Genomic DNA, 24,094 nt, shown 5'->3' with positions numbered 1-24,094 from the left:
TTTATACTGTTGTGAAAGCGCAAACATGTGTGTGAATGCTCCAACAATCTTAATGTTTTGGGAGGGTTTGTTGTGAAGGGTTCTATTATTGTAAATACCGATTGGGAACAAGGCGTTATTAATAAAAATATTTATGGGCAATTTGCCGAGCATCTTGGACGATGCATTTATGAAGGCTTATGGGTGGGACAGGACTCTCCAATCCCTAACACGGACGGAATTCGAAATGATGTGGTGGAAGTGCTGAAGCAGCTGAACATTCCTGTGCTGCGCTGGCCTGGAGGCTGTTTTGCCGATGAATATCATTGGAAAGATGGTATTGGACCGAAAGCAAACCGTAAGAGAATGGTAAATACGCACTGGGGCGGTGTGGTTGAAAATAACCATTTTGGTACACATGAGTTTTTCCAGTTGTGTGAGCTATTGAATGCAGAGCCGTATATTTGTGGAAATGTAGGCAGTGGTACAGTGCAGGAAATGTCGGAGTGGGTAGAGTACATGACATTTGACGGGGAGTCTCCTATGGCTGCATGGCGTCAGGAAAACGGCCGTGAGAAACCATGGAAGCTCAAATATTTTGGAGTCGGTAATGAAAACTGGGGTTGTGGCGGTAACATGCGCCCGGAATATTATGCCGACCTGTACCGTCGCTATCAGACATATGTCCGTAACTATGGAGAGAATCGTATTTATCGAATAGCAGGCGGGGCGAATGTGGATGATTATCGTTGGACCGAAGTGCTGATGCGCGAAGCAGGGCACCTTATGGACGGTTTGAGTCTGCACAACTACACAATCCCGGGGAGCTGGGAAGGGAAACGGCACGCAGTCGGTTTTGATGAAGCGCAATGGTTTGAGACGATGAAAAAATCATTGCACATGGATGAATTGATTACTCGCCACTCTGCCATTATGGATCAATATGATCCTGACAAACGGGTCGGGTTGATCGTCGATGAGTGGGGAACTTGGTTTCTGACCGAGCCGGGTACTAATCCTGGCTTCCTGTATCAGCAAAATACGATGCGGGATGCGCTGGTAGCCGGATTACACCTGCACATATTCCAAAATCATCATGATCGAGTGCAAATGACGAATATTGCTCAAATGGTCAATGTTTTGCAAGCGATGGTTCTGACAGAAGGACCAGCTATACTATTAACGCCGACATACCATGTATTTGAAATGTTCAAAGTGCATCAGGATGCACAAGCACTGGATATTCATGCGAAGGTAGGCAATTATGAATACGACGGGGATTCCATCCCTCAAGTAAGTGTGTCCGCCTCTAAGGCGCAAGATGGCTCTATTCATATAAGTCTATGTAACGTCCATCCGGGCGAATCGGCAGATTTGAGCCTTGAGCTAAGAGGACTCGAAGAGGGTAAGAAAATTAATGGTGCTGTCTTAGGCAGTGACGAGATGCAGGCGCATAATACATTTGACCAGCCAGAGCGTGTGAAGAAGGAAGCTTTTACATCTTATCAGCTGCAAGGTCAGCATTTGGATGTTACACTGCCACCGATGTCGGTTGTGATGCTGAGAATCGCTCCATAAAAATTAAATTGTTTAGCATCACTCGTTAAATCATTTGTTAGAAAAAGAGAGCGTTCGCCTGAACGCTCTCCTTTTTTCTACAATTGCTCGCGGTGAATCAGTCTGAATTCTTTAGGCGACATACCGAAGCGGGAACGAAACACACGGTGAAAGTATGTGTAGTTTGCAAATCCTGACGATTCTGCAGCTTGTTCCAATGACATGGGACTGAAAATGATACGTTCCCTTGCCATGTTGAGCCTGATATCCAGTGTGTACTGCATAATGCTCGTATCGAACGTTTCCTTAAACAGGTGTACTGCTCGGGATATGCTGATTCCGACGTGTGAAGATACATCCTCCAGCTTAAAATTAGAGGATGCATTTTCTTCAATATAATTTTTTATTTGATAAGCAAGATAATTATGATGAGTAGCAATGGGCTGCTCCGATAATATACGGTCAAACTCCAAGCATAAAATGCGTATGTAATAGCTTGATATTTCCGGGTAAGGATTAGAAATACGTCGTTGCTCCAGCACTAGCTGACGAAATAAGCCAAGCAGGGCTTCTGTGAGCTGGACCTTAATTCGGTTGGGTCGTTTGTGATGATTCCACCACTCATCTACCCAGGGACCACCGAAAAAAATATGATAATCCCCACTTTCTACAACCTGCTCTCCCATGGGGTTCAGCTCACTGTGAATATCCAGTTCATAAGGCTCGGTAGGATTAAATAGCAGCAGGTCCCCTGCCTCAATCCGTGTCATTTTCCCGTCAATGCGTGCTTGGCAGCGTCCATCTGTTTGCAGTCGGAATAAATAATTTTTGATTCCATCAGGCTGGTTTGAATAAAAGGGCTTACGGTGGAAGGAATAGCCTGCGGTAAGAACCTGGCAAGGCTCAACAATAGACATGATGATGACTCCTTTGGCACTTGGCTGTTTCAAATATTGACCAGATTGTTCATGTTTTAATCATATTATTCATTTTAAACGAAAGCAAAATAGAATACCATGTGAACTGTAAAGCTTACATGTTAGATGAGAAAGCACATGTTAGAGGCCAAGGAGTGTGAAGACTGTAGAGCGAATCGATCCTGAATATCGACTGTGGTAACATTAGCTTGGTACATCCTAAAATTCTCCAACCAAATCGCTCATTGGAGTGTATAGCCTTCGCTAATCTATGAAGTGAGAGGGCCAAGAAGAGGCCGATGAATGGAGTGTTGAAAACGTATACAAGGCGAATGGGTTGCTGCACTATCCTGAGAGGGAGCTTACATTTTTCTGCCGGTGCCTGGCAGCCATGCACCGCAGATGTGTGATACCGAAGGCGGGCAAGTATGTGTAATGGAACAGATATGGCAGAAATTCATCCTAACGAAGAGGTGAAGGAGATTGACTAAAGTAGGATTGCAATTATACACAGTTAGGGAAGAGCTTGAGCAGGATTTTGAAGGTACATTACGCAAGGTGGCTGAGCTGGGCTATAAAGGGGTTGAATTTCATAACTTCTTCGGACGCAGTGCCAAGGATGTCAGAGCGCTTTTGGATGAACTGGATCTGGAGGTTGTCGGAACCCATATACAATACACCCGCTTACTGGATCATTTGGATGAAGAAATTGCATATCATAAAGAATTGGGCAACAAGTACCTAATTATTCCTTATTTAACCGAAGAAGAGCGGAAGTGGGATGACCTTTTTGTTAATCTGAACCGTATTGGTAAAAAAGTAAAAGAACATGGATTGGTACTGGCTTATCATAATCATGATTTTGAACTAACGGAGAAAATCAATGATCGACCGGTATTCGATACCTTATATGATGCGGTTTCTGATGATTTGTTACAGGTCGAAATGGATACTTGTTGGGTATACTATGGTGGCTATGATCCAGTGGAATACATCGGACGATATCGTGGACGCCTGCCTATCATTCACTTGAAGGATATGGCGCGCGACGAGCAGCAAAAAGCAGTTACTGTAGAGTTAGGCAAAGGAGAAGTGCAGCTTCAGGCCATAACAGACGCCGCTATTGAAGCAGGTGTGGATTGGGTTGTAGTGGAACAGGATTTCAGCTCCAATCCTCCAATCGAAAGCATTGAAACCAGTATAAAGTGGCTCCAACAATACGCAGCTCAAGGAGGAAATATTCATGTCTAAAACACTCAAGATCGGGATTATCGGTTGTGGGGGCATTGCCAACGGCAAACATTTGCCGAGTCTCGCCAAGCAAAAAAGAGCGGAAATCATTGCTTTCTGTGACATTATACAGGAACGTGCTGAAGAAGCTGCTGCAAAGTATGGTGCTGAAGGATCACAAGTTTATAGCGATTATCGTCAGTTACTAGAAAATAAAGATATTGAAGTCGTACATGTATGTACCCCTAACGATTCGCACTCGGAAATTACGGTAGCAGCGCTTGAGGCAGGTAAGCATGTACTATGTGAAAAGCCGATGGCTAAAACTGCTGAGCAAGCAAGGGAAATGCTTGATGCAGCCAACCGTACAGGCAAAAAGTTATCCATTGCTTATCAAAACCGTTATCGTGATGACAGTCTGTATCTAAAGCAATTGGTTGAGCAAGGAGAGCTTGGTGAGATTTATCTCGGAAAAGCCATTGCTCTGCGCCGCCGTGCGGTTCCGACCTGGGGAGTATTTTTGGATGAAGAGAAACAGGGCGGTGGTCCGCTGATTGATATCGGCACACATGCACTCGACTTGACACTCTGGCTGATGGATAATTACAAGCCTAAAAGCGTGCTAGGCTCAACCTTCCATAAACTAGGGGAACGGAAAAATGCAGCAAACGCTTTTGGACCGTGGAATCCTGAGGAATTTAAAGTAGAAGACTCGGCTTTTGGGTTCATCACTATGCAAAATGGAGCTACGATTGTATTAGAATCCAGCTGGGCATTAAATGTTGTCGAGTTTGGTGAAGCCAAGACGTTGTTATGCGGTACCGAAGGCGGAGCAGATATGCAGGATGGATTACGCATTAATGGGGAAAAGAACAGCCGCTTGTTTGATACGAAAATAGATCTGGATGCAGGAGGGGTGGCCTTTTACTCCGGTGAAACGGAAAATGAAGCAGACCGCGAAGCCCGCCTGTGGATTGAATCTATTCTGGACGATAAAGAACTCCTTGTGAAGCCGGAGCAGGCACTGGTGGTTACGGAGATTTTGGAAGCCATCTATGAATCGGCCCGCACGGGAAAAGCAGTCTACTTTGACTAAGCCTTGTAATGATGCCGAATAGACGATCACTATAATGAAAGCAGCTTATTTCACATATGATACAGGGAGGGATTTCTTTTGAAACTTGGAGTATTTATGGTGTTGTTCGGTGGACGTTCGCTGGAGGAGGCGCTGGATTATGTGGCTTCTCAAGGATTGGATGCTGTAGAAATCGGAACAGGCGGAAACCCGGGAGATAAGCATTGTAAGCCGGATGAGCTGCTGGAGAACGATACGGCACTCAAAAATTTTAAAAAGGCAGTAGAATCCCGGGGACTGACGATTAGCGCGCTTAGTTGTCATGGTAATGCGCTTCATCCGCAAAAGCATTTGGCACAGGCTGATCATGATGCATTTTTGAAAACCGTCCGATTGGCAGAAAAGCTGGAAGTTCCTGTCGTGAACACTTTCTCAGGCTGCCCGGGGGATCACGAGGACGCGAAGTATCCAAACTGGCCCGTGGCTCCGTGGCCAAATGATTTTCAGGAAGTGTTAAAGTGGCAATGGGAGAATAAAATTATTCCTTACTGGACTGAAATGGGTAAATTTGCAGCAGATCATCATGTTAAAATAGGACTGGAGTTACACGGGGGCTTCTCCGTTCATACACCAGCAACCTTGCTTCGTTTGCGTGAAGCGGTGGGAGAGGTCATTGGTGCTAACCTGGATCCGAGCCATATGTGGTGGCAGGGGATTGATCCCGTACAGGCGGTTCAAATTTTAGGCCGAGAGGGTGCCATTCACCATTTCCACGCTAAGGATACGACGATTGATCCGATCAATGTTAATAAATACGGACTTACCGATATGCAGGAATATACGAATATGTTAGATCGAGCATGGCAGTTCCGTACCGTGGGCTATGGGCATGATGTAAAAACTTGGGCAGATATTATCAGTGCTCTGCGTCTGGTGGGGTACGATTATGTAGTGAGTATTGAGCATGAAGATGGTTTGATGTCTGTGGAAGAAGGCTTTACTAAGGCTGTCCATAATCTTCGCCAGGTCCTGATTGAAGAACCGCTGAGCGAGATGTGGTGGGTCTAACCTAATAGGGGGAACTATGGATGATTAACGTCACCATTTGGAATGAATTTCTAAATGAAAAGTTAAATGATGAAGCCAAACGGATTTATCCTAACGGTATACACCAGGCGTTGGCTGACGGCTTAGCAGATGAGGGGTTTACCATCCGAACAGCCACCCTGCGTGATGATGCCGAGCATGGTTTGGGAGAAGAAATCCTCAATTCCACAGATGTGCTGCTGTGGTGGGGACATAAAGCCCACGATCAGGTGAGCGATGAAGTTACAGCGCGTGTTGTCAAGCGTGTGCAGGAAGGAATGGGCCTCATCGTTCTGCATTCAGGTCATTTTTCCAAGCCATTTAAAGCTCTGATGGGCACCAGTTGTGATTTAAAATGGAGAGTTGCAGGCGAGCAGGAGATTATTTGGTCGGTAAATCCATCACATCCCATTGTGGAAGGAATAGACGCTAAAATTCTCCTAGCGCAAGAAGAGATGTATGGTGAGTTCTTTGATATTCCAACGCCGGATGAACTGGTCTTTATCAGTAACTTTGAAGGCGGCGAAGTATTTAGAACTGGCTGTACCTTCTATCGAGGGAATGGTAAAATATTCTACTTTAGACCAGGCCATGAAACCTATCCGACTTATTACCAGCCTGATATTTTGAAGGTCATTGCTAACAGCATCCGTTGGGCTTCTCCGACAAAAAATAAAAAACCAATATATGGTAGAAGTGAGCCGGTAAGGCCACTAGGTGGAGTGTTGGTATAGTTAATGGTCACATATTTATGACTTTCTATAAATAGGGTTTACAGGCGGAATCTCTGGGGATTCCGCTTTTTTTGTATTTAACGATTTAGACATATACCTGTCGTGTTGGTTTGTTGTATAATCAGTTTTGGTCACGGCAACTTTATCAGCGCAGGTATTAAATTTAAGAAAGTGTTTTCTTTCGGGATAAAGTATGCTAAAATGATATATACTAACAAAAGGAAAGCTTTATCAAACCGAAATGCAAAAGAAGGTGAAAAATTTGGAGAGTCAACCGCAATTTACAAAAATGTGTCCGCGTTTTGAAACCGCCTTTTCATGTCTGGGTAAGCGTTGGAATGGATTGATTATTCAATCCATGATGAGCGGTCCCAAGCGGTTTAAGGATATTTCCAATCTGATTCCCACAATGAGTGACAAGATGTTATCAGAGCGGATGAAGGATCTGGAAAATGAGGGAATCCTTACACGCCATGTATACCCGGAAACTCCTGTCCGCATTGAATATGAACTAACGACCAAAGGTCGTGCGCTTCAGCCAGTTATGGAACAGATTCAATTTTGGGCTGAGGAATGGATTAGATGATCACCAAACTCATTAAGTGTTTCTTATAGCAAAACAGCCTTTTCCAAGGAAAAAGGCTGTTTTTATTTTTTGTAATAGTTGGGTACGGCTTAATAGCTTTTGGCACGCCCTGCAACTGAGAATGTTCCGGCTGTTGTACGGCGGGAGACACGGGATTGAATATCCAGTGCAGCTGAACGAAATGTACCTAGGCACGAGTGGCAAAGTCTTCCCGCATATATAGGAGAACGGCAGGACTCACAAGGATAATCAAGCTGACTATATGTGGAGGGAAATTTGCCTGTTCTTACCCAATCTATGAGCAAATCCATTGGTGTGCCGGTCACATCACTGAGCTGGCGAGTATGAGTAGAAGGATGCTTCCATAGATAGTTAGAACAGCGGTCAAAGAATATATTTTCTTCCTGGATACAAGTAGTGCACAGGTTTCTAAGATTTTGACGGAAAACGGAACCGCATTTTGGGCAATTGGAAGTATGTATCTCCATAGAAACCAGTCCTTTATATCGAAAATGTTATAACATTTTTAAATTTATTAGTTACATATTACTATGACTTTATACCTATATCAATCTTTATTTAGAGAATTGCTGATCATTAAGTATATGTTGAGATTTGTATTGACATTACTCAATCTTTATTTTTAACTTACGGATCACCTATGCTTGTTAGTGAACAGACAGACTGTACCGCATTTTTAAAGCGGTTGGGAAAAGTGTTCGCCCTAAGACAATTGTTCTCTTTACAGCTCATTGGGAGACACAAGTGTTAACGATCAGTTCAATGGATGGTGTGTACGAAATAATTTATGACTTTGGAGGCTTTCCGCCCGAACTGTACAAAGTGAAATATCCAGCACATGGTTCTGTTGAACTAGTTAACAAACTAAAAAAAGTTATATGAGCAAAAAGGGATCGATGTACAAACGGATCGGGTGAGGGGCTGAATCATGGCTCGTGGACATTGTTGTATCGTATGTATTCTAAAGCAGACATTCCGATAGTTCTGATTTCCGTAAATTCATACCTTCGACCTAAGCACAGTTTGCCTTGGAGAAGTACTGTTTGGGTTGGGGGAACAATATATTCTGGTCATTGGCAGTAGCGTGATTGTTCATAATCTGCGTATTGTCAAATGTGGAGTGGCAATCCTGCAAATAAAGCTAAGGTTATCCGTAGAAGCTATGAGCTGGGGGATTTAAGTTATCTATGCTTGCAGTTTTAAGGAGTGCGGGGCAGAAGAAGTTCTCTAAAAGTGGGGGAGTGGAATTAATTTAGGGAGTGTTATAAGCTAATAAAGGCTTATAACACTCCCTTTTACATAAAAAAATGATTTTATTATATCCGGCAAATCTCACGTGGGCATAATTCACAGTGGCAGACGCCTTGCAGCATTTCCAAATCCTTAACAACGATCATACCATTATCGTACTCTACTGCATTTTTCTTACGCAGATCACTGAGCATCCGATTTACGCTTTCCCGAGTAGCACCAATCATATTAGATAAGTCAGTATGAGTAATTTTTTTATGAATTAGGATATAGTCGCCGTGAGGCTCACCATAGGTATTGCATAGTCGGATGAGTGTTGAGCATAGAGCGCCAGGCTTACCGTACATCATCAAATCGCGGAACTTGGTCTGAGTAATGCGGTGATGCGAACCCATCCATTTCATAAAGTCAATCGCAAAATCACAATGCTGACAAATAAGCAGCTCCAAATCGGTATGATCGATTACGCCAATATCACTATCCTCCAGTACCTCAGCAGAAAAGGAATGCTTGGTACCGAAAAATGGATCGGCTTGACCCACAAGATCGCCGCTTTGATACATATATAGAATAAGTTCCTTACCTTCATCCGTTGTTTTGGTTACTTTTACGCGTCCTCGCTTAATATAAAACAGCTTATCTGCTGTATCTCCTTCCCAGAACAAATGCGAGCTTTCTGGCATAACTCGATCTTTCATCATCACTTGCAACCGGTTGAAGCTGGCCTCCGAGAAGCAACAGGTGTTGCCGCGGGCTTCCATTACATTTGTAGGGTTTCTCATCGTCCATTTCCCCTTTGTATCCTATGTTTTTTATCTGCAACTTGATCAATTCAAATTCATTATATACCTGTGCAATGAGTTTTTGGGGCAAGAAGAGGGGGTAAAAGTGGCAGAATTCCAAACTTTGTGATTAAATTCACGTCATAAAATAAAATTTTAAATAGATTGTGAAAAAAATCACAAAATATCTTGGAAAGCTGTGTTACGATCAGTGCGTAGACAAGAGATAGTACACGAGATAACAGGAGGATGAGGGAAATGGCTGTTAAAAACGAGGTTATCCAAAAAGAGCAAAGCGCAGAGCAGTATATTCAAACGCTGATTGACCGGGCGAACCGGGCACAGCAAGCTTTCATGAGTATGAATCAGGAACAGATTGACGAAATCGTACAAGCTATGGCACTCGCAGGGATGGATAAACATATGCATCTGGCGAAGCTGGCTGTTGAAGAAACAGGACGCGGTGTGTACGAGGACAAAATCACCAAAAACATGTTTGCAACAGAATATATCTATCACAGCATCAAAAATGAGAAGACTGTTGGTGTCATTGAAGATAATGATTTCGATAGCTTCCAAAAGATTGCAGAGCCAGTCGGCATCATCATGGGGATCACTCCAGTGACAAACCCGACTTCGACTACAATGTTCAAAGCGTTAATTGCCATTAAAACACGTAACCCAATCATTTTCGGCTTCCACCCATCTGCCCAATCGTGTAGTGCGGAAGCAGCCCGTATCCTGCTTGAAGCAGCTGTTAAACATGGTGCTCCAGCTGATTGCATCCAATGGATTGAAGCACCTTCGATGGATAAAACAAATGTATTGATGAACCACCCTGATGTAGCATTGATTTTGGCAACTGGTGGATCAGGCATGGTTAAGGCAGCATATAGTTGTGGTAAACCTGCATTAGGCGTAGGTCCTGGTAACGTACCTTGCTTTATTGAAAAAACAGCCGACATCAAGCAAGCTGTGAACGATCTTATCCTTTCTAAATCTTTTGATAACGGTATGATCTGTGCTTCGGAGCAAGCTGTAATTATCGAAGAGCCAATCTTTGAGCAAGTGAAAAAATTGATGATTGCTAACGGTTGCTACTTTGTAAATAAAGAAGAGGCAGCTAAGCTCACTCAAGGAGCTATGAATGTAGAAAAATGCGCAGTGAACCCGGCCATCGTCGGACAATCTGCTGTGAAAATTGCTGAAATGAGCGGCATTACAGTACCGGCAGGAACAAAAATTTTGGTCGCAGAGATTGAAGGGGTAGGAACCAAATACCCATTGTCTGCGGAAAAATTGAGTCCAGTATTGGCTTGCTACAAAGTAAAAAATGCAGAGCAAGGTATCCAACGTGCTGCTGAAGTCGTAGAATTCGGCGGTATGGGTCACTCGTCAGCTATCCATTCGCAAGATGAGGACGTTATTGCTCGGTTTGCAAACCGTCTGCAAACAGGACGTATCATTGTAAATGCACCTTCCACACATGGTGCAATCGGTGATATTTACAACACCAACCTTCCTTCGTTGACACTTGGTTGCGGTTCGTACGGTCGTAACTCGACTTCGTCGAACGTATCGGCAGTTAACTTGATTAATGTGAAAAGGGTGGCGAAACGGACGGTGAATATGCAATGGTTCAAAGTACCTTCCAAAATCTATTTTGAGAAAAATTCGACACAATATCTTGCTAAAATGCCTGATATCACACGTGTAGCCATTATTACTGACCCTATGATGGTGAAACTTGGATATGTGGATCGCGTTATTCATTATTTGCATCAGCGTCAAACACCAGTAGCGATTGAAGTGTTCTCTGAAGTTGAACCAGATCCATCGACAGTTACCGTAGAACGTGGTACTGACATGATGAGACGCTTCCAACCGGATTGCATCATAGCACTCGGTGGCGGTTCGCCAATGGATGCAGCTAAAGGCATGTGGTTGTTCTATGAATATCCAGATACTGATTTCAATAACTTGAAACAAAAATTCATGGATATCCGTAAACGGATTTACAAGTACCCACGTCTGGGACAAAAAGCACAATTTGTAGCCATCCCTACAACCTCGGGTACAGGTTCGGAAGTTACTTCGTTCGCAGTAATTACAGACAAAAACCTGGGCAACACCAAATACCCACTGGCTGACTATGAGTTGACTCCTGATGTGGCAATTATTGACCCTGAATTTGTATATTCGCTGCCTAAAACAGCTGTAGCAGATACTGGTATGGACGTTCTGACACATGCAATCGAGGCTTACGTGTCTGTAATGGCTAATGATTACACAGACGGCCTGGCGATTAAAGCCATTCAACTGGTATTCCAGTACCTGGAGCAATCGGCTCTGGTCGGCGACAAGTTGGCTCGCGAAAAAATGCATAATGCTTCCACACTCGCAGGTATGGCGTTTGCTAATGCATTCTTGGGTATTAACCACAGTCTTGCACACAAGTGGGGCGGACAATACCATACGGCTCACGGTCGCACAAATGCGATCTTGCTGCCACACGTTATTCGCTACAATGCGAAAAAACCGACAAAATTTGCTTCGTTCCCTAAATATTCGCACTTTGTTGCAGATGAGCGTTATGCAGAAATTGCACGCATACTGGGACTGCCTGCACGTACTACTGAAGAAGGGGTTAACAGCCTGATTGATGCGATTCGTAAGTTGAACAAAACACTCGGTATCGAGGAATCGTTCCAACAACTTGGTTTCGATCCAAAAGATTTTGAATCACGTGTAGATTATCTGGCTGACCGTGCTTTTGAGGATCAATGTACAACTGCGAATCCAAAGCTGCCGCTGGTTACTGAATTGGCTGATGTATACCGCAACGCCTTCTACGGACGCTTCGACCAATAATGTAATTCGACCAATAATATAATAGGTAAGAAGAGGCTTGTAACAGAGCGTTTTCCCGTACAAAACCGATGCAGGCTCTCTATATAGAGAGCCTCTTGGTTTGGGAAGGGAGGTGAACGGCTAGGCTATAGATATACGCGTGAAGCTAGGGAAAATAAAGTGATAAAAATCACTCATAATGTGATCTTTATCACATACTACACTCTATCATTATTCTACAATAAGAGTGTAAGAAAGGTCCCGACACTGAGCGTAAGGCATCGGTGAAAAGGCCGGGCTCAAGAAATAGTTTCAACGTGAAAAAAATCACAAGTCCGGAAGACCAAACAATTTGGAGGGATTTACATGTCGGTGATTGAGAGAGAATTACAAGAGCAACAATCTGGCTGGAGAGGTTTTAAAAAAGGAAAATGGACTAGAGAAGTTAACGTCAACGATTTTATTGAAACCAATATCTCACCTTATGTTGGCAATGAAGAATTTTTGGTTGGTCCTACTGCCAACACAACTGCACTGTGGGAAATTGTATCTGATCTTACTAAAAAAGAGTTGGCAAACGGCGGTGTACTTGATGTAGACGTAAATACGCCATCCACCATTATTTCACATAAACCAGGCTACTTGGACAAGGACAAAGAACAAATTGTCGGTGTACAAACAGATGCTCCATTCAAACGTTCTTTGCAACCGTTCGGTGGAATCCGGATGATGATCGATGCTTGCAAAGCCTATGGTTTTGAAGTGCCACAAAGCATTGTAGACATCTTCACTCATATTCGTAAAACGCACAACCAAGGTGTATTTGACGCTTATACAGATGAAATGAGAGCAGCTCGTAGAGCTGGTATCATTACTGGTCTGCCAGATGCATACGGTCGTGGTCGTATCATCGGTGACTATCGTCGTGTTGCTCTGTATGGTGCAGACTTCTTGATCCAAGATAAAAAACTTCAATTGAAAAGCCTTGAAGTTGACTCCATGGAAGAAGACGTAATTCGTCTGCGTGAGGAAATTTCCGAACAAATTCGTGCTTTGAATGAATTGAAACAAATGGCTGCTGAGCATGGTTTCGATATCTCCAAACCAGCTAACAATGCAAAAGAAGCTTTCCAATGGGTATATTTCGGATATCTGGCAGCGATTAAAGAGCAAAACGGTGCAGCAATGTCCTTGGGACGTGTATCTTCATTCCTTGATATTTATACACAACGTGATCTTGAGGAAGGTGCACTGAACGAAGAACAAGCTCAGGAACTGGTCGACCATTTTGTTATGAAACTGCGTATTGTTAAGTTCCTGCGTACACCTGATTACAACGAACTGTTCAGTGGTGACCCAACTTGGGTAACAGAATCCATCGGTGGTATGTCTGTCACTGGAGAAACTCGTGTTACCAAAAACAGCTTCCGCTTCTTACACACACTGTACAACTTAGGGCCTGCTCCAGAACCTAACTTGACTGTACTGTGGTCAGAAAAGTTGCCTGAGGGCTTTAAGAAATATTGTGCAAAAGTTTCTATTGAAACTAGCTCCATTCAATATGAAAATGACGATCTGATGCGTCCAATCTATGGCGATGATTATGGTATTGCTTGCTGTGTATCTGCCATGAGAATCGGTAAACAAATGCAATTCTTTGGTGCTCGTGCCAACTTGGCAAAAGCTCTGTTGTACGCTATTAATGGCGGTAAAGATGAAAAATCCGGCGTTCAAGTAGGACCTGAGTTCCCTGCTATTACAAGCGAAGTGCTGGACTACGAAGAAGTGTTGAGCCGTTTCAAACCTATGATGGAATGGCTGGCAAAACTGTACATGAACACTTTGAACGTTATTCACTATATGCATGATAAATATAGCTACGAACGCATTGAAATGGCGTTGCATGACCGTGATATTCTTCGTACCATGGCTTGTGGTATTGCGGGTCTATCAGTTGCAACTGACTCCTTGAGTGCCATTAAATATGCAAAAGTTAAACCAATCCGTAACGAAAAAGGAATTGCTGTCGACTTTGAAATCGAAGGCGAATATCCTTGCTACGGTAACAACGATGACCGCGTAGATACTATCGCTGTAGAATTGGTAGAAACTTTCATGAGCATGATTCGCAAACATAAAGCTTATCGTAATGCGGTTCCTACTCAATCCGTACTGACCATTACTTCCAACGTGGTGTACGGTAAGAAAACAGGTACAACACCTGATGGACGTAAAGCAGGCGAACCGTTTGCACCGGGCGCAAACCCAATGCATGGTCGTGATAAAAAAGGCGCTTTGGCATCTCTGAGTTCCGTAGCCAAATTGCCATATGAACACAGCTTGGATGGTATTTCGAACACCTTCTCCATTGTGCCTAAAGCACTGGGGAAAGAAGAAGAAACACGCAAAACAAACCTTGTTTCAATGATGGATGGCTACTTTGGAAGCCACGCACATCATCTGAATGTCAATGTGTTTGCTCGTGAACAACTATTGGATGCAATGGAACACCCAGAAAACTATCCACAACTTACGATTCGTGTTTCTGGCTATGCCGTTAACTTTATTAAGCTGACTCGTGAGCAACAAATGGATGTTATTAACCGTACTTTCCACGGTACAATGTAAACAAGTTTTACAATACCCAATATTACAATGACGCACGCATAGCGGATGCGGGAAGGATGATACAACATGTTGAAAGGTCACATACACTCATTGGAAACCTTCGGGACCGTCGATGGTCCCGGCATCCGCTTCGTGCTCTTTATGCAAGGATGCTTGTTGAAATGTCAATATTGTCATAATCCAGACACTTGGGCCTTGAATGAAGGTAATCCGATGACGCTAGAAGAGGTATTGGCTGAGATTGAGCCGTATTTAGCCTATTACCGCTCTTCGGGAGGCGGATTAACCGTATCCGGTGGAGAACCGACACTGCAAGCTCATTTTGTAGCAGAGCTGTTCAGGGAAGTGAAGCGTCGCTGGAATTTGCACACGACATTGGACAGTAACGGCTTTAATGATGCGGCCCGTATCCATGATCTACTGGATGTAACTGATTTGGTGTTACTGGATATTAAGCACATCGATAACGATAAGCATATTAAGCTTACAGGCAAATCCAACGACCGTATGCTAAGTACGGCTCGCTGGTTGTCGGAGCAAGGGCGCAAAATGTGGATTAGACACGTATTTGTACCAGGTATTCATGACGACGAGCAAGATCTACTCAATTTGGGACGGTTCATTGGAACGTTGAACGGAGTCGAGAAATTCGAAATTTTACCTTACCATCAAATGGGTGTTTATAAATGGGAAATGCTCGGTAAGGCATATCCGCTGGAGGGAGTTCCGTCTCCAACAGATGAAGAAGTTCAACGTGCTTACCGACTTATTGAGGAAGGTCGTCTAGAGACTGCAGGAACAAATGCTACCTAGCGTCCATCAAAATGTAAATGGGTCAGAACTACTTTCAGATTGTGAAGCCGCCGCCACATCAGATCAGATGGTCGGCGGTTTTTTTGTTGTTGAATTTTTGCAGTCACAGGAGAAAGTTCCCTTTTTTTCATGATCGTCAAAATTTCCTGAAACTTTTTAGCAACTGTCGCGTCTAATAGTATGACTTTTCACGGGAATGATAATAATTTGGGGATAGAAGGAGACAGACAATGAATTTCAAGAAATGGACCATGCTCACCGCCCTGGCGGTAGCTCAGGTGGCCGCAGTAGCCCCTGTAGGAGCAGAAGCAGCATCAACAACTGTTCAATCCACCGATTCGGTTAACGCACAGCAGGCTCAGACCAATGTTGCTGATTCCGGCGGTCAGAATAGTACTGGAGATCAAGGTGGAACAAGCACAACCAATAATACTGTAACATCTGGTAACACAGGTGTATCCAATGATCCAATGACTGGTCTGCCTACAGATACCACTAACGGATCGAACGTAACCAATGATGTATACAGTGGGGACGGAACAATCACCAATCCTGGTGGAGCTCCTACTTCCATGAATGCGAATCAACTGATTTTGTATTTGAACAGTGCTAAAATGGAACAAAACGGACAGGTATATACGGCAACTCAGCCGATGACCGTCAAGGACGGAGTTTCCTATGTAGCTATTCGTTCTCTTGTCAGCCGTGTCGGATTGCAGTTTAGTTATGACACAGCCACCAAAGAAACTGTAATCACCCAAGGTACAAATGTTCTGCGCTTCAAAACAGACAGCAAGGTTTATACGGTTAATGGTGAAGCTAGACAAATGAAGGGACCGGCTTTCCAGCAAAAGAACGTATTTATGGTGCCGTTGACCTCGATTACACAGGCCTTAAATATTCCTTATACTGTGAATAATACGACTAAACAAGTTATCATGGATTTGAATCAGAAACCAAAAGCTTCTTTTACGGTTCAACAAAAGGATATCTATGCGGGTGAAACCCAAGTTACGTATTTGACTAAGGAATCTTCTCCTACAGGTCTTCCGATTGTGAATCAACGTTGGGAAGGGAAGCAGGACGTATTTCAGGAGCCGGGTACATATGTAGTTACCTATTCCGTTCTTGACTCTGCTGGGAACTGGAGTGATCCTTACTCAGTAACAATTACAGTAAGACCACCAAACCAGCCGCCAGTGGCTCTGTTTACAACGGATAAAAAAGAGTACAAGATGGGTGAAAAAATCACTATTACCGACCTGAGTACTGATGATGAGAATGCTATCACTAAGCGTGATTGGGTGAATAAAAAACTTGCCTTCTTCCAACCAGGAGATGTAACAATTACACTGACTGTGACTGATAAGCACGGCGCAACAAATAGCATAAATCAAACAATTAAAATTACGAACGAATTGCTATACAACGAAGATGATTTCAACAAAATTTTCACGCCATATGGCGATAAATACAGTGTAGATGGCAGCCAGGTGCCTACTATGGCCACTATTCCGGTGACAAGCACTTCTTCACCACGTCTTCTGATTCGTGCTAACAGCCCAGAGCGTGTGTTCCAGGATGGTATCGTGTACCAGGAAACAGGCTCAGGTAGTACGCGTATTCTTGTCCATCATGTCAATGAAACAGGTCGAGATGTGAAGATGTATGTGATTGCGACAAACAACAATCTTGCTCCAACCAACATAAATGTCGAAAATTCTGGTTTTGCTGGTCCATCTGAATTTGCAACGGCTGCGGGTAAAGTATCGATTCAACGGTATTTTCAATCTATGCTGGATGGAAGCAAACGTTCCAGCACGGTTCTGAACCCAGGCGAAAGTCGTGTTATTCTGGAGGATTTGAACGCGCAAAAAATCAAGCAAAAACAAGTTATTTCTTTGTTATCTGATTTGTATACGGATCAACCTATTCAATATACGGTAGTGGTGCTGGATGCAAATGTAGATCCGTTGACTGCGTTGCCTACTCTGGCAAAACTGCCTAAGGACGGTATTCATAACCGTGGAACATACGCGAATTCAGATATCTCGCTTAATTATACCGAAGAGGTTGGGAAAACAGCTCAACGTATCGTTCTTGGTGATAATAAGGTAGACCCGAACCTGATTGGTACCGACGGTCTGGACGGCTCTTCTGCTTCCAATGCCGGTAACTTTGGTGTCGTGTATAAAGTTAAATTGGACCACGTAGCACCATATTCACTAATTACATTTAACCCGCGTGGAGGCGAATATGCTGGCTATGCGATGGTGAATAATCAAGTTGTGGGAATCCCAACCAATGGTTCTGTGCAAGCTCCGAATGAAATGAGTGTACTGTATCGCACAGGTCATATTGAAGAAAGTGTAGAAATGTATTTCACTGCAGCTGCTGGTAGTAATCTGCCGGTTTCCGTAGTAGTTATGCCTATGCCAGCTATTAAAAATTAATTTGAAATAATCGGTGTTTTTTACCGGCTTAGACCATTTTGAGTCTCATCATTCACCGTTTTAAAAGTCGATGTCATTACAGAATATAGACGTTCTCCTGTTGCGAACTTAGTTGCAGCACTGGAGAACGTCTTTTTCTTATGAGTAGTGCGAATATCTCTTATAATATTGACTTTAATCGTGGTATAATGAATAGATGCAAGCCTAAGCCTGCATCAGAAAACCTGAAACTATAGACAGGGGAGGGTGAAACGCATGCTGACAAAGGATGAGATTATCGCAACGATGTCCGCCCAAGGGTTGCGTATTACAGATCAGCGCAAGACGTTGGCCACGTTATTTTCCGAGAATGAAGGGTATCTGTCCCCCAAAGACGTTTATGAATATATGGGTAAGAAATACAGCGGACTTAGCTTTGACACAGTTTATCGCAATCTGCGTGTAATGCAGGATTTGGGTGTGCTGGAGCAGGTATCTTTTGAGGATGGAATGAAGTTCAAGGTGAGCTGTAATGAACATCATCATCATCATCATATGATTTGCTTGAGCTGTCAGAAAACATTACCGATTTCTTTTTGTCCAATGCAAATGACAGATCCGACAGATCAATTCCAAATCGTCGAGCATAAATTTGAAATTTTTGGTTATTGTAAAGATTGCCAACAGAAGAATGGGCATACTGAGAGCAAGTCGGATGGGGGATTCAGACAGACGAGCAGTCACACTCACAGCCACGGAGGCTACTAAAAATGAAAATCACCACACGCAGAGTGGTACAGGCCCCGATTCAGTTTTATCGTGCTTACATTTCACCATTAAAGCCGGCTACCTGCAGGTTTTATCCAACGTGTTCGGCGTACGCGCTGGAGGCGGTAGAAGTACATGGTGCGCTCAGAGGCTCATGGCTGGCTGCAAAGCGGATAGCTAAATGTCATCCATTTCATCCAGGTGGCGTAGATCTGGTCCCTCCTGCCCAAAAAGGGATTGATCAGTCTGACAAAGATCGTGTGCCTATCCATACCGAGAAGGGTCTGACTTGACAGCACCATGCCGATTTGGTTATATTTTGGTTAATATTGTTTTCCTGTGAAGGGATGAGTAGGGTAAATCGTCCAGTGCAGAGAGCCGGAGTGAGCTGAGAACCGGTCTGGAGTGAAGCCTGAATATGGTCCTGGAGGAACCTTTTTCGAGCGTTATTGCCACAGTTAGGCTGTGCTTAAGAGGCAATTGTAAGGAGGAGGCGTGATCCAGCGTTAATGGGCGGTCAGAAGTGACTGGTGAAGCTTGTATTCCGTGAGGGTACAGGGAATTTGGGTGGTAACGCGTGAGGTGACTCTCGTCCCATAGGGGCGGGGGTCTTTTTTGTGCCCAATTGTGTCGAATTCATGAATTGGAGTACTTATCATGGCAATAGATCTTTTGCTGCTATGAACAAAACAGGAGGAACACATATGTCTAGAGAGAACACATTTTACATTACAACACCAATCTATTATCCCAGTGACAAGCTCCATATTGGTCATGCCTACACAACTGTAGCGGGGGATGCAATGGCTCGCTACAAGCGGCTACGGGGTTATGAGGTTCGTTATTTGACAGGAACGGACGAGCATGGTCAGAAGATTGAGCAGAAAGCAAATGCAGCTGGCAAAACGCCGCAACGTTTCGTAGATGATATTGTGGCAGGTATCCAAGATCTGTGGCGGAAGCTCGACATCTCAAATGACGATTTTATCCGTACTACGGAGGAGCGTCATAAGGCTGTCGTACAAGAAATCTTTGATCGTTTGTTAAAACAAGGGGATATCTATAAGGGAGAATACGAAGGTTGGTACAGCATTCCTGATGAGACTTACTATACAGAAACTCAGCTCGTTGATGTAGTGAAGGATGCTGAAGGCCATGTGATTGGAGGTAAGAGCCCGGATAGTGGACACCCTGTTGAACTGGTCAAGGAAGAGAGTTACTTTTTCCGCATGAGCAAGTATGCTGATCGGTTGCTGCAATTTTATGAAGAGAACCCGCAGTTTATCCAACCGGAATCCCGGAAAAAAGAAATGATTAACAACTTCATCAAGCCAGGGCTAGAGGATCTGGCTGTTTCCCGTACCACTTTTGAATGGGGTGTTAAGGTCAAAGGGGACCCGAAGCATGTCGTATACGTGTGGATTGACGCACTTTCCAATTATATCACAGCCTTGGGCTATGGCTCTTCCAATACCGAGCTGTACGATAAATTCTGGCCAGCAAATGTGCATATCGTAGGTAAAGAGATTGTACGTTTCCATACGATATATTGGCCGATCATGCTAATGGCACTGGATCTTCCGTTGCCTAAAAAAGTATTTGCACATGGCTGGTTACTCATGAAAGATGGAAAAATGTCGAAATCTAAAGGCAATGTGGTAGATCCAGTAACTTTGATTGACCGTTATGGTTTGGATCAACTTCGGTACTACTTGCTGCGCGAGGTGCCTTTTGGAGCAGACGGAACATTTACACCTGAAAGTTTTGTAGATCGTGTTAATTCGGATTTAGCCAATGATCTAGGCAACTTGTTGAATCGAACCGTAGCGATGGTAGACAAATATTTTGATGGCAAAGTTCCCGCTTATGAAGCCAATGTAACTTCGTTCGACGCAGCTTTGGTAGACATGGCTACATCGACTTATAGCAAAGTAGAAGAAGCTATGGAGAACATGGAATTTTCCGTAGCTTTAACAGCGATTAGCCAATTTATTAGCCGCAGCAACAAGTATATTGACGAGACTCAGCCATGGAATCTGGCTAAGGATGAGGCAAAACGTCGCGAATTGGCTTCTGTTATGGTGCATTTGGTAGAAAGCTTGCGTATTGCTTCCATTTTACTTCAGCCTTTCTTGACGCGTGCACCTCACCAGATTTGGGAACAGCTTGGTATTCGTCAAGGGGAGCTGACTACATGGGATAGCGGAAAGCAGTTTGGACGTATCCCGGAAGGAACACAACTGGTTAAAGGGAATCCAATCTTCCCGCGTCTGGATTCGGAGCAAGAAGTTGCTTTTATCGTGGAAGCAATGACGGGAGGTAAGAAACCGGAGGAAGCTGCGACACAAGCTCAACCGAAGAATGCCTCTGAGGCGAGCCAAGAAGCACCTGAGGCGAAGGAAGAGATTGGCATTGAGGATTTTGCCAAGGTAGAACTCCGTGTTGCTCAGGTTGTCGCCTGTGAGCCTGTGAAGAAGGCTGACAAACTGTTGAAGCTCCAGCTTGATCTTGGTTATGAACAACGGCAGGTGGTATCGGGAATCGCGAAGTTTTATACACCTGAAGATATGATTGGACGCAAGGTGATCTGTGTCACAAATCTTAAGCCAGTAAAACTTCGTGGTGAGCTGTCGCAGGGTATGATTTTGGCAGCATCACATGGGGATCAGCTTACATTAGCTACTGTACCGGATGGTATGCCAAATGGCGCTATTGTAAAGTAAGAGAGTATGCAATAAAAAATGTAATGAGCGTATGTTTGGGTATCATCCCCAGGCATACGCTTTTTGGCTTGCATCATATTTTTCTCTGCCTATACGTATGTTTTAGTAGGTAGGGCTTGTATCTGCGTGTTCACTAAGACAGGTGGGAGGAAATAATGATGTCAGATGTCAACGCAGGGTTGGCCATCGTTGCTGGGCTAGTTTCTTTTTTTTCACCGTGCTGCTTACCACTATATCCATCATATTTATCGTATATTACAGGGATGTCAGCGCGTGAACTGGCTGAAGGGCGCCACAAGGCGGAGGTCCGCTATCGGACGATGGGACATACACTTGCTTTTGTATTAGGCTTTTCGGTTGTTTTCTACTCACTAGGGGCAAGTGTCGGGCTGCTTGGAGAATGGTTTTCCAATTATGGGGATACGCTAAGAGTCGTAGCGGGGCTGCTCATTATACTCATGGGTCTGATATCTCTTGGTTTCGTGCGTCCTTTGTTTCTAATGAGAGAGCATAAACTACGGTGGACATGGAAACCTGCCGGATACGCCGGTTCCTTTGTAATCGGAATTGGGTTCGCGGCAGGCTGGTCGCCCTGTATCGGTCCTATGCTAACAGCTATTATCGCTTTGGCGGCAGTAGAGCATCACATTTGGTTCAAGTTGATTACTGGCTACGCGCTTGGTTTTGCGATTCCGTTTTTTGTCTTAGCTTTGCTGGCAGGCAGTGTTAGGTTATCATCCCGTTATACTTCCATCCTTATCCAAATAGGTGGTCTGCTGCTTGTAACCACTGGCGTTTTGCTGGTAACAGATCATATGACAGATGTAACGCTTTATTTACAACGGATTACCCCCGATTGGATGCTGGTTATGTGAAATATTCAATACGACTTAAAGGGAAATGTTCAAAAATGCGTTCTGTAATAAACTCCCGCAATGCATTTTGTTGTTCATCAGGATAAACATATTTATTTTGGCCCCAGCGGCCCCATTTTTTCTTGCGTTTCTCTATGTCCATCTCTAGTTTGGTTTTTGGGTAACGTTTCTCGATAACAGCTTTGGATGTTTTGGTGAAGCGATGCTGAATTAGTTCGAATGTCAGATCCTTCGTAGCATGCTGGGGCAAGGTTTCTCCCAATCTACGCAGTAACTCCCCGTAACCTTTTTCCCAGCCGTCATACCAAATGATAGGAGCAATGATGAATCCCAGCGGATAACCAGCCCGTGCAATTTTGCCTGCTGCTTCGATACGTTCCTCGAAGCGTGAAGTTGCAGGTTCAAACTGTTTGATAACATAATCGGAATTAATGCTAAAGCGGATGCGGGTATGACCGTTATGCTTAATATCCAGCAATGGATCGACATGATGATATTTAGTCACAAAACGAAGTCGGCCAAATTCCTCATCTGCCATGAAACGAATCAAGTCTCCAAGCGATCCGGTGATATGCTCCAAACCAACTGGATCGGAGGTACAAGCTGCTTCAAACCGAGTAATTTCAGGCTTACGCTCCTCAATATAGGTTTTAGCTGCTGATATAATATCGTCAGTGTTGACATATATGCGAATATACGGCTTTGCCCCCAAGGTTGTCTGTAAATAGCAATAGTGACAGTGCCCCATGCAACCGGTCGAAATAGGAATGGCATATTCGGCGGAGGGCTTGGATTGGTCAAAAGTTAGTGTTTTACGGATACCGACAACCAGTGTCTTTTTTGCCATTCTGTACTTTTCAACCTCAGTTTCACCTGGTAAATTGGTAATTCGGTTGTGAGAGGTAGTCATCCGATACGGAATATCCTTGGCTTTGACCCAATCCATAATACGCTGGCCTTTGGGATAATTCAGTGCGTCTGGCTCAAAAAACACCAGATCAGGCATAAATGGCTTGGTTCCTCTGGTTTGGACAGGAGTATGCTCAAGCGTAGACATGGCCAACGCTCCTTTCGAAATAAATCGTCTGTGCTCTGGTATCCAACGCTAACGCATCTTCGTAGAAATTAACGATACAGGGGCGACAACATTAGTGTGTCCGGCTTAAATTGAACAAATCGTGGCAATAGATGTGAGTGGAGGGACGAGACTTGCCAATGGGCGATGATAACATGTATCATTACATAGTAGGTTTAGTGCAGGAAATGAAGGCGGTAAGCGCCCGTTCAATAACAGAAAAGAGGGAAACAAGTGCCAACGCCAAGCATGGAAGATTATTTGGAGCGCATTTACCAACTGATCGATGAGAAGGGATATGCTCGTGTCTCGGATATCGCAGAGGGTTTGGAGGTGCACCCTTCGTCCGTCACCAAGATGATTCAGAAGTTGGATAAGGACGATTATCTTGTATATGAGAAATATCGGGGACTGATTTTGACACCGAAAGGGAAAAAGGTCGGAAAACGGTTGGTTGACCGCCACCAGTTACTAGAGCAATTTCTGGATATGATTGGGGTTGACAAGGACCTGATATATAAAGATGTGGAGGGTATTGAACACCATTTGAGCTGGGATTCCATTACCCGTATCGAGACATTGGTGGAATATTTCCGCCGAGATGAAGATCGCTTGCGCCAGCTTCATGACATACACAAGGAATTGAGTGGGGATTCCTAAAAGCATCAGTCCTTATGGACGATGCTTTTTTTATTTGTCCTTACCGCAACAA

18 protein-coding genes and 1 pseudogene are annotated in these 24,094 nt (G+C 44.0%); 16 read left to right on the top strand and 3 right to left on the bottom strand.

What is annotated here, in order from left to right:
* Positions 1–72: 72 nt before the first annotated feature.
* A complete protein-coding gene (locus tag FKV70_RS06510; protein ID WP_142612161.1) occupies positions 73–1,557 on the top strand; it encodes an alpha-N-arabinofuranosidase in 1,485 nt (494 codons plus the stop codon).
* A 77-nt stretch (positions 1,558–1,634) separates the two neighbouring features.
* Here FKV70_RS06510 and FKV70_RS06505 read toward each other — a convergent pair whose 3' ends face one another.
* Positions 1,635–2,453, bottom strand: a complete 819-nt coding sequence (locus FKV70_RS06505; protein WP_142612160.1) for an AraC family transcriptional regulator — start codon at positions 2,451–2,453, stop codon at positions 1,635–1,637.
* Positions 2,454–2,936: 483 nt separating this feature from the next.
* On the opposite strand from FKV70_RS06505, the gene FKV70_RS06495 reads away from it, so the two are divergent.
* The 6 genes and pseudogenes from FKV70_RS06495 (at position 2,937) to FKV70_RS06465 (ending at position 8,388) form a co-directional block, all read left to right on the top strand.
* Entirely contained in the window at positions 2,937–3,704 is a 768-nt protein-coding gene (locus FKV70_RS06495; protein WP_142612159.1) for a sugar phosphate isomerase/epimerase family protein, read from the top strand.
* Entirely contained in the window at positions 3,697–4,779 is a 1,083-nt protein-coding gene (locus tag FKV70_RS06490; protein ID WP_142612158.1) for a Gfo/Idh/MocA family protein, read from the top strand. The genes FKV70_RS06495 and FKV70_RS06490 overlap by 8 nt, the downstream gene beginning before the upstream one ends.
* A gap of 78 nt (positions 4,780–4,857) precedes the next feature.
* Positions 4,858–5,826 (top strand): sugar phosphate isomerase/epimerase family protein, encoded by a 969-nt coding sequence (locus FKV70_RS06485; protein WP_064796332.1) that lies wholly within the window; start codon positions 4,858–4,860, stop codon positions 5,824–5,826.
* Between the two features lie 20 nt (positions 5,827–5,846).
* Complete coding sequence (locus tag FKV70_RS06480) at positions 5,847–6,578, top strand: ThuA domain-containing protein (RefSeq protein ID WP_063213593.1); 732 nt, start codon at positions 5,847–5,849, stop codon at positions 6,576–6,578.
* 241 nt (positions 6,579–6,819) lie between these two features.
* A complete protein-coding gene (locus tag FKV70_RS06475) occupies positions 6,820–7,164 on the top strand; it encodes a winged helix-turn-helix transcriptional regulator (protein ID WP_013371810.1) in 345 nt (114 codons plus the stop codon).
* A gap of 625 nt (positions 7,165–7,789) precedes the next feature.
* A pseudogene (locus FKV70_RS06465) lies at positions 7,790–8,388 on the top strand (DODA-type extradiol aromatic ring-opening family dioxygenase).
* Positions 8,389–8,501: 113 nt separating this feature from the next.
* Here FKV70_RS06465 and FKV70_RS06460 read toward each other — a convergent pair.
* On the bottom strand, positions 8,502–9,218 hold the full coding sequence (locus FKV70_RS06460) for a Crp/Fnr family transcriptional regulator (protein WP_014599995.1): 717 nt from the start codon (positions 9,216–9,218) through the stop codon (positions 8,502–8,504).
* A 258-nt stretch (positions 9,219–9,476) separates the two neighbouring features.
* On the opposite strand from FKV70_RS06460, the gene adhE reads away from it, so the two are divergent.
* The 8 genes from adhE to FKV70_RS06420 all read left to right on the top strand — a co-directional run bounded on the left by adhE (position 9,477) and on the right by FKV70_RS06420 (position 22,307).
* Positions 9,477–12,089 carry a bifunctional acetaldehyde-CoA/alcohol dehydrogenase gene (gene adhE / locus FKV70_RS06455; protein WP_063213592.1) on the top strand — a complete coding sequence of 871 codons (2,613 nt, stop codon included), beginning with the start codon at positions 9,477–9,479 and terminating at the stop codon, positions 12,087–12,089.
* Between the two features lie 345 nt (positions 12,090–12,434).
* Positions 12,435–14,696, top strand: coding sequence for a formate C-acetyltransferase (pflB, locus tag FKV70_RS06450; RefSeq protein WP_063213591.1), 2,262 nt, complete (start codon positions 12,435–12,437; stop codon positions 14,694–14,696).
* 66 nt (positions 14,697–14,762) lie between these two features.
* The gene (gene pflA, locus FKV70_RS06445; protein WP_063213590.1) at positions 14,763–15,509 is read left to right on the top strand and encodes a pyruvate formate-lyase-activating protein; all 747 of its coding nucleotides are present in this window, start codon (positions 14,763–14,765) and stop codon (positions 15,507–15,509) included.
* 230 nt (positions 15,510–15,739) lie between these two features.
* Positions 15,740–17,962 carry a copper amine oxidase N-terminal domain-containing protein gene (locus tag FKV70_RS06440; protein WP_142612157.1) on the top strand — a complete coding sequence of 741 codons (2,223 nt, stop codon included), beginning with the start codon at positions 15,740–15,742 and terminating at the stop codon, positions 17,960–17,962.
* Between the two features lie 255 nt (positions 17,963–18,217).
* Positions 18,218–18,709: a Fur family transcriptional regulator gene (locus tag FKV70_RS06435; RefSeq protein WP_142612156.1), complete on the top strand. Its 492-nt coding sequence runs from the start codon at positions 18,218–18,220 to the stop codon at positions 18,707–18,709.
* 2 nt (positions 18,710–18,711) lie between these two features.
* A complete protein-coding gene (yidD, locus tag FKV70_RS06430; protein WP_142612155.1) occupies positions 18,712–19,002 on the top strand; it encodes a membrane protein insertion efficiency factor YidD in 291 nt (96 codons plus the stop codon).
* A 411-nt stretch (positions 19,003–19,413) separates the two neighbouring features.
* A complete protein-coding gene (gene metG / locus FKV70_RS06425; RefSeq protein WP_142612154.1) occupies positions 19,414–21,432 on the top strand; it encodes a methionine--tRNA ligase in 2,019 nt (672 codons plus the stop codon).
* Positions 21,433–21,590: 158 nt separating this feature from the next.
* Complete coding sequence (locus FKV70_RS06420; protein WP_167669716.1) at positions 21,591–22,307, top strand: cytochrome c biogenesis CcdA family protein; 717 nt, start codon at positions 21,591–21,593, stop codon at positions 22,305–22,307.
* Here FKV70_RS06420 and splB read toward each other — a convergent pair.
* A complete protein-coding gene (splB, locus tag FKV70_RS06415; protein WP_142612152.1) occupies positions 22,300–23,364 on the bottom strand; it encodes a spore photoproduct lyase in 1,065 nt (354 codons plus the stop codon). The two genes, FKV70_RS06420 and splB, sit on opposite strands and share 8 nt — an antisense overlap.
* 252 nt (positions 23,365–23,616) lie before the next feature.
* Between splB and mntR the strand changes: the two genes are divergently transcribed.
* The gene (mntR, locus tag FKV70_RS06410; RefSeq protein WP_007430946.1) at positions 23,617–24,042 is read left to right on the top strand and encodes a transcriptional regulator MntR; all 426 of its coding nucleotides are present in this window, start codon (positions 23,617–23,619) and stop codon (positions 24,040–24,042) included.
* The last annotated feature ends 52 nt before the right edge of the window (positions 24,043–24,094 follow it).

Source organism: Paenibacillus ottowii (genome assembly GCF_006874425.1).
Taxonomy (GTDB): domain Bacteria; phylum Bacillota; class Bacilli; order Paenibacillales; family Paenibacillaceae; genus Paenibacillus; species Paenibacillus ottowii.
The sequence above is the reverse complement of the archived record's forward strand: the minus strand, read 5'-3'. Positions and strand labels throughout refer to the sequence as shown.

Excerpts from the sequence above, each read along its gene's own strand:
- adhE (WP_063213592.1), top strand. The coding sequence starts at position 9,477 with ATGGCTGTTAAAAACGAGGTTATCCAAAAAGAGCAAAGCGCAGAGCAG.
- FKV70_RS06440 (WP_142612157.1), top strand. The coding sequence starts at position 15,740 with ATGAATTTCAAGAAATGGACCATGCTCACCGCCCTGGCGGTAGCTCAG.
- FKV70_RS06490 (WP_142612158.1), top strand. The coding sequence starts at position 3,697 with ATGTCTAAAACACTCAAGATCGGGATTATCGGTTGTGGGGGCATTGCC.
- FKV70_RS06505 (WP_142612160.1), bottom strand. The coding sequence starts at position 2,453 with ATGTCTATTGTTGAGCCTTGCCAGGTTCTTACCGCAGGCTATTCCTTC.
- metG (WP_142612154.1), top strand. The coding sequence starts at position 19,414 with ATGTCTAGAGAGAACACATTTTACATTACAACACCAATCTATTATCCC.
- FKV70_RS06475 (WP_013371810.1), top strand. The coding sequence starts at position 6,820 with ATGCAAAAGAAGGTGAAAAATTTGGAGAGTCAACCGCAATTTACAAAA.
- pflA (WP_063213590.1), top strand. The coding sequence starts at position 14,763 with ATGTTGAAAGGTCACATACACTCATTGGAAACCTTCGGGACCGTCGAT.
- FKV70_RS06420 (WP_167669716.1), top strand. The coding sequence starts at position 21,591 with ATGTCAGATGTCAACGCAGGGTTGGCCATCGTTGCTGGGCTAGTTTCT.
- FKV70_RS06480 (WP_063213593.1), top strand. The coding sequence starts at position 5,847 with ATGATTAACGTCACCATTTGGAATGAATTTCTAAATGAAAAGTTAAAT.
- yidD (WP_142612155.1), top strand. The coding sequence starts at position 18,712 with ATGAAAATCACCACACGCAGAGTGGTACAGGCCCCGATTCAGTTTTAT.
- FKV70_RS06460 (WP_014599995.1), bottom strand. The coding sequence starts at position 9,218 with ATGAGAAACCCTACAAATGTAATGGAAGCCCGCGGCAACACCTGTTGC.
- FKV70_RS06435 (WP_142612156.1), top strand. The coding sequence starts at position 18,218 with ATGCTGACAAAGGATGAGATTATCGCAACGATGTCCGCCCAAGGGTTG.
- splB (WP_142612152.1), bottom strand. The coding sequence starts at position 23,364 with ATGTCTACGCTTGAGCATACTCCTGTCCAAACCAGAGGAACCAAGCCA.
- pflB (WP_063213591.1), top strand. The coding sequence starts at position 12,435 with ATGTCGGTGATTGAGAGAGAATTACAAGAGCAACAATCTGGCTGGAGA.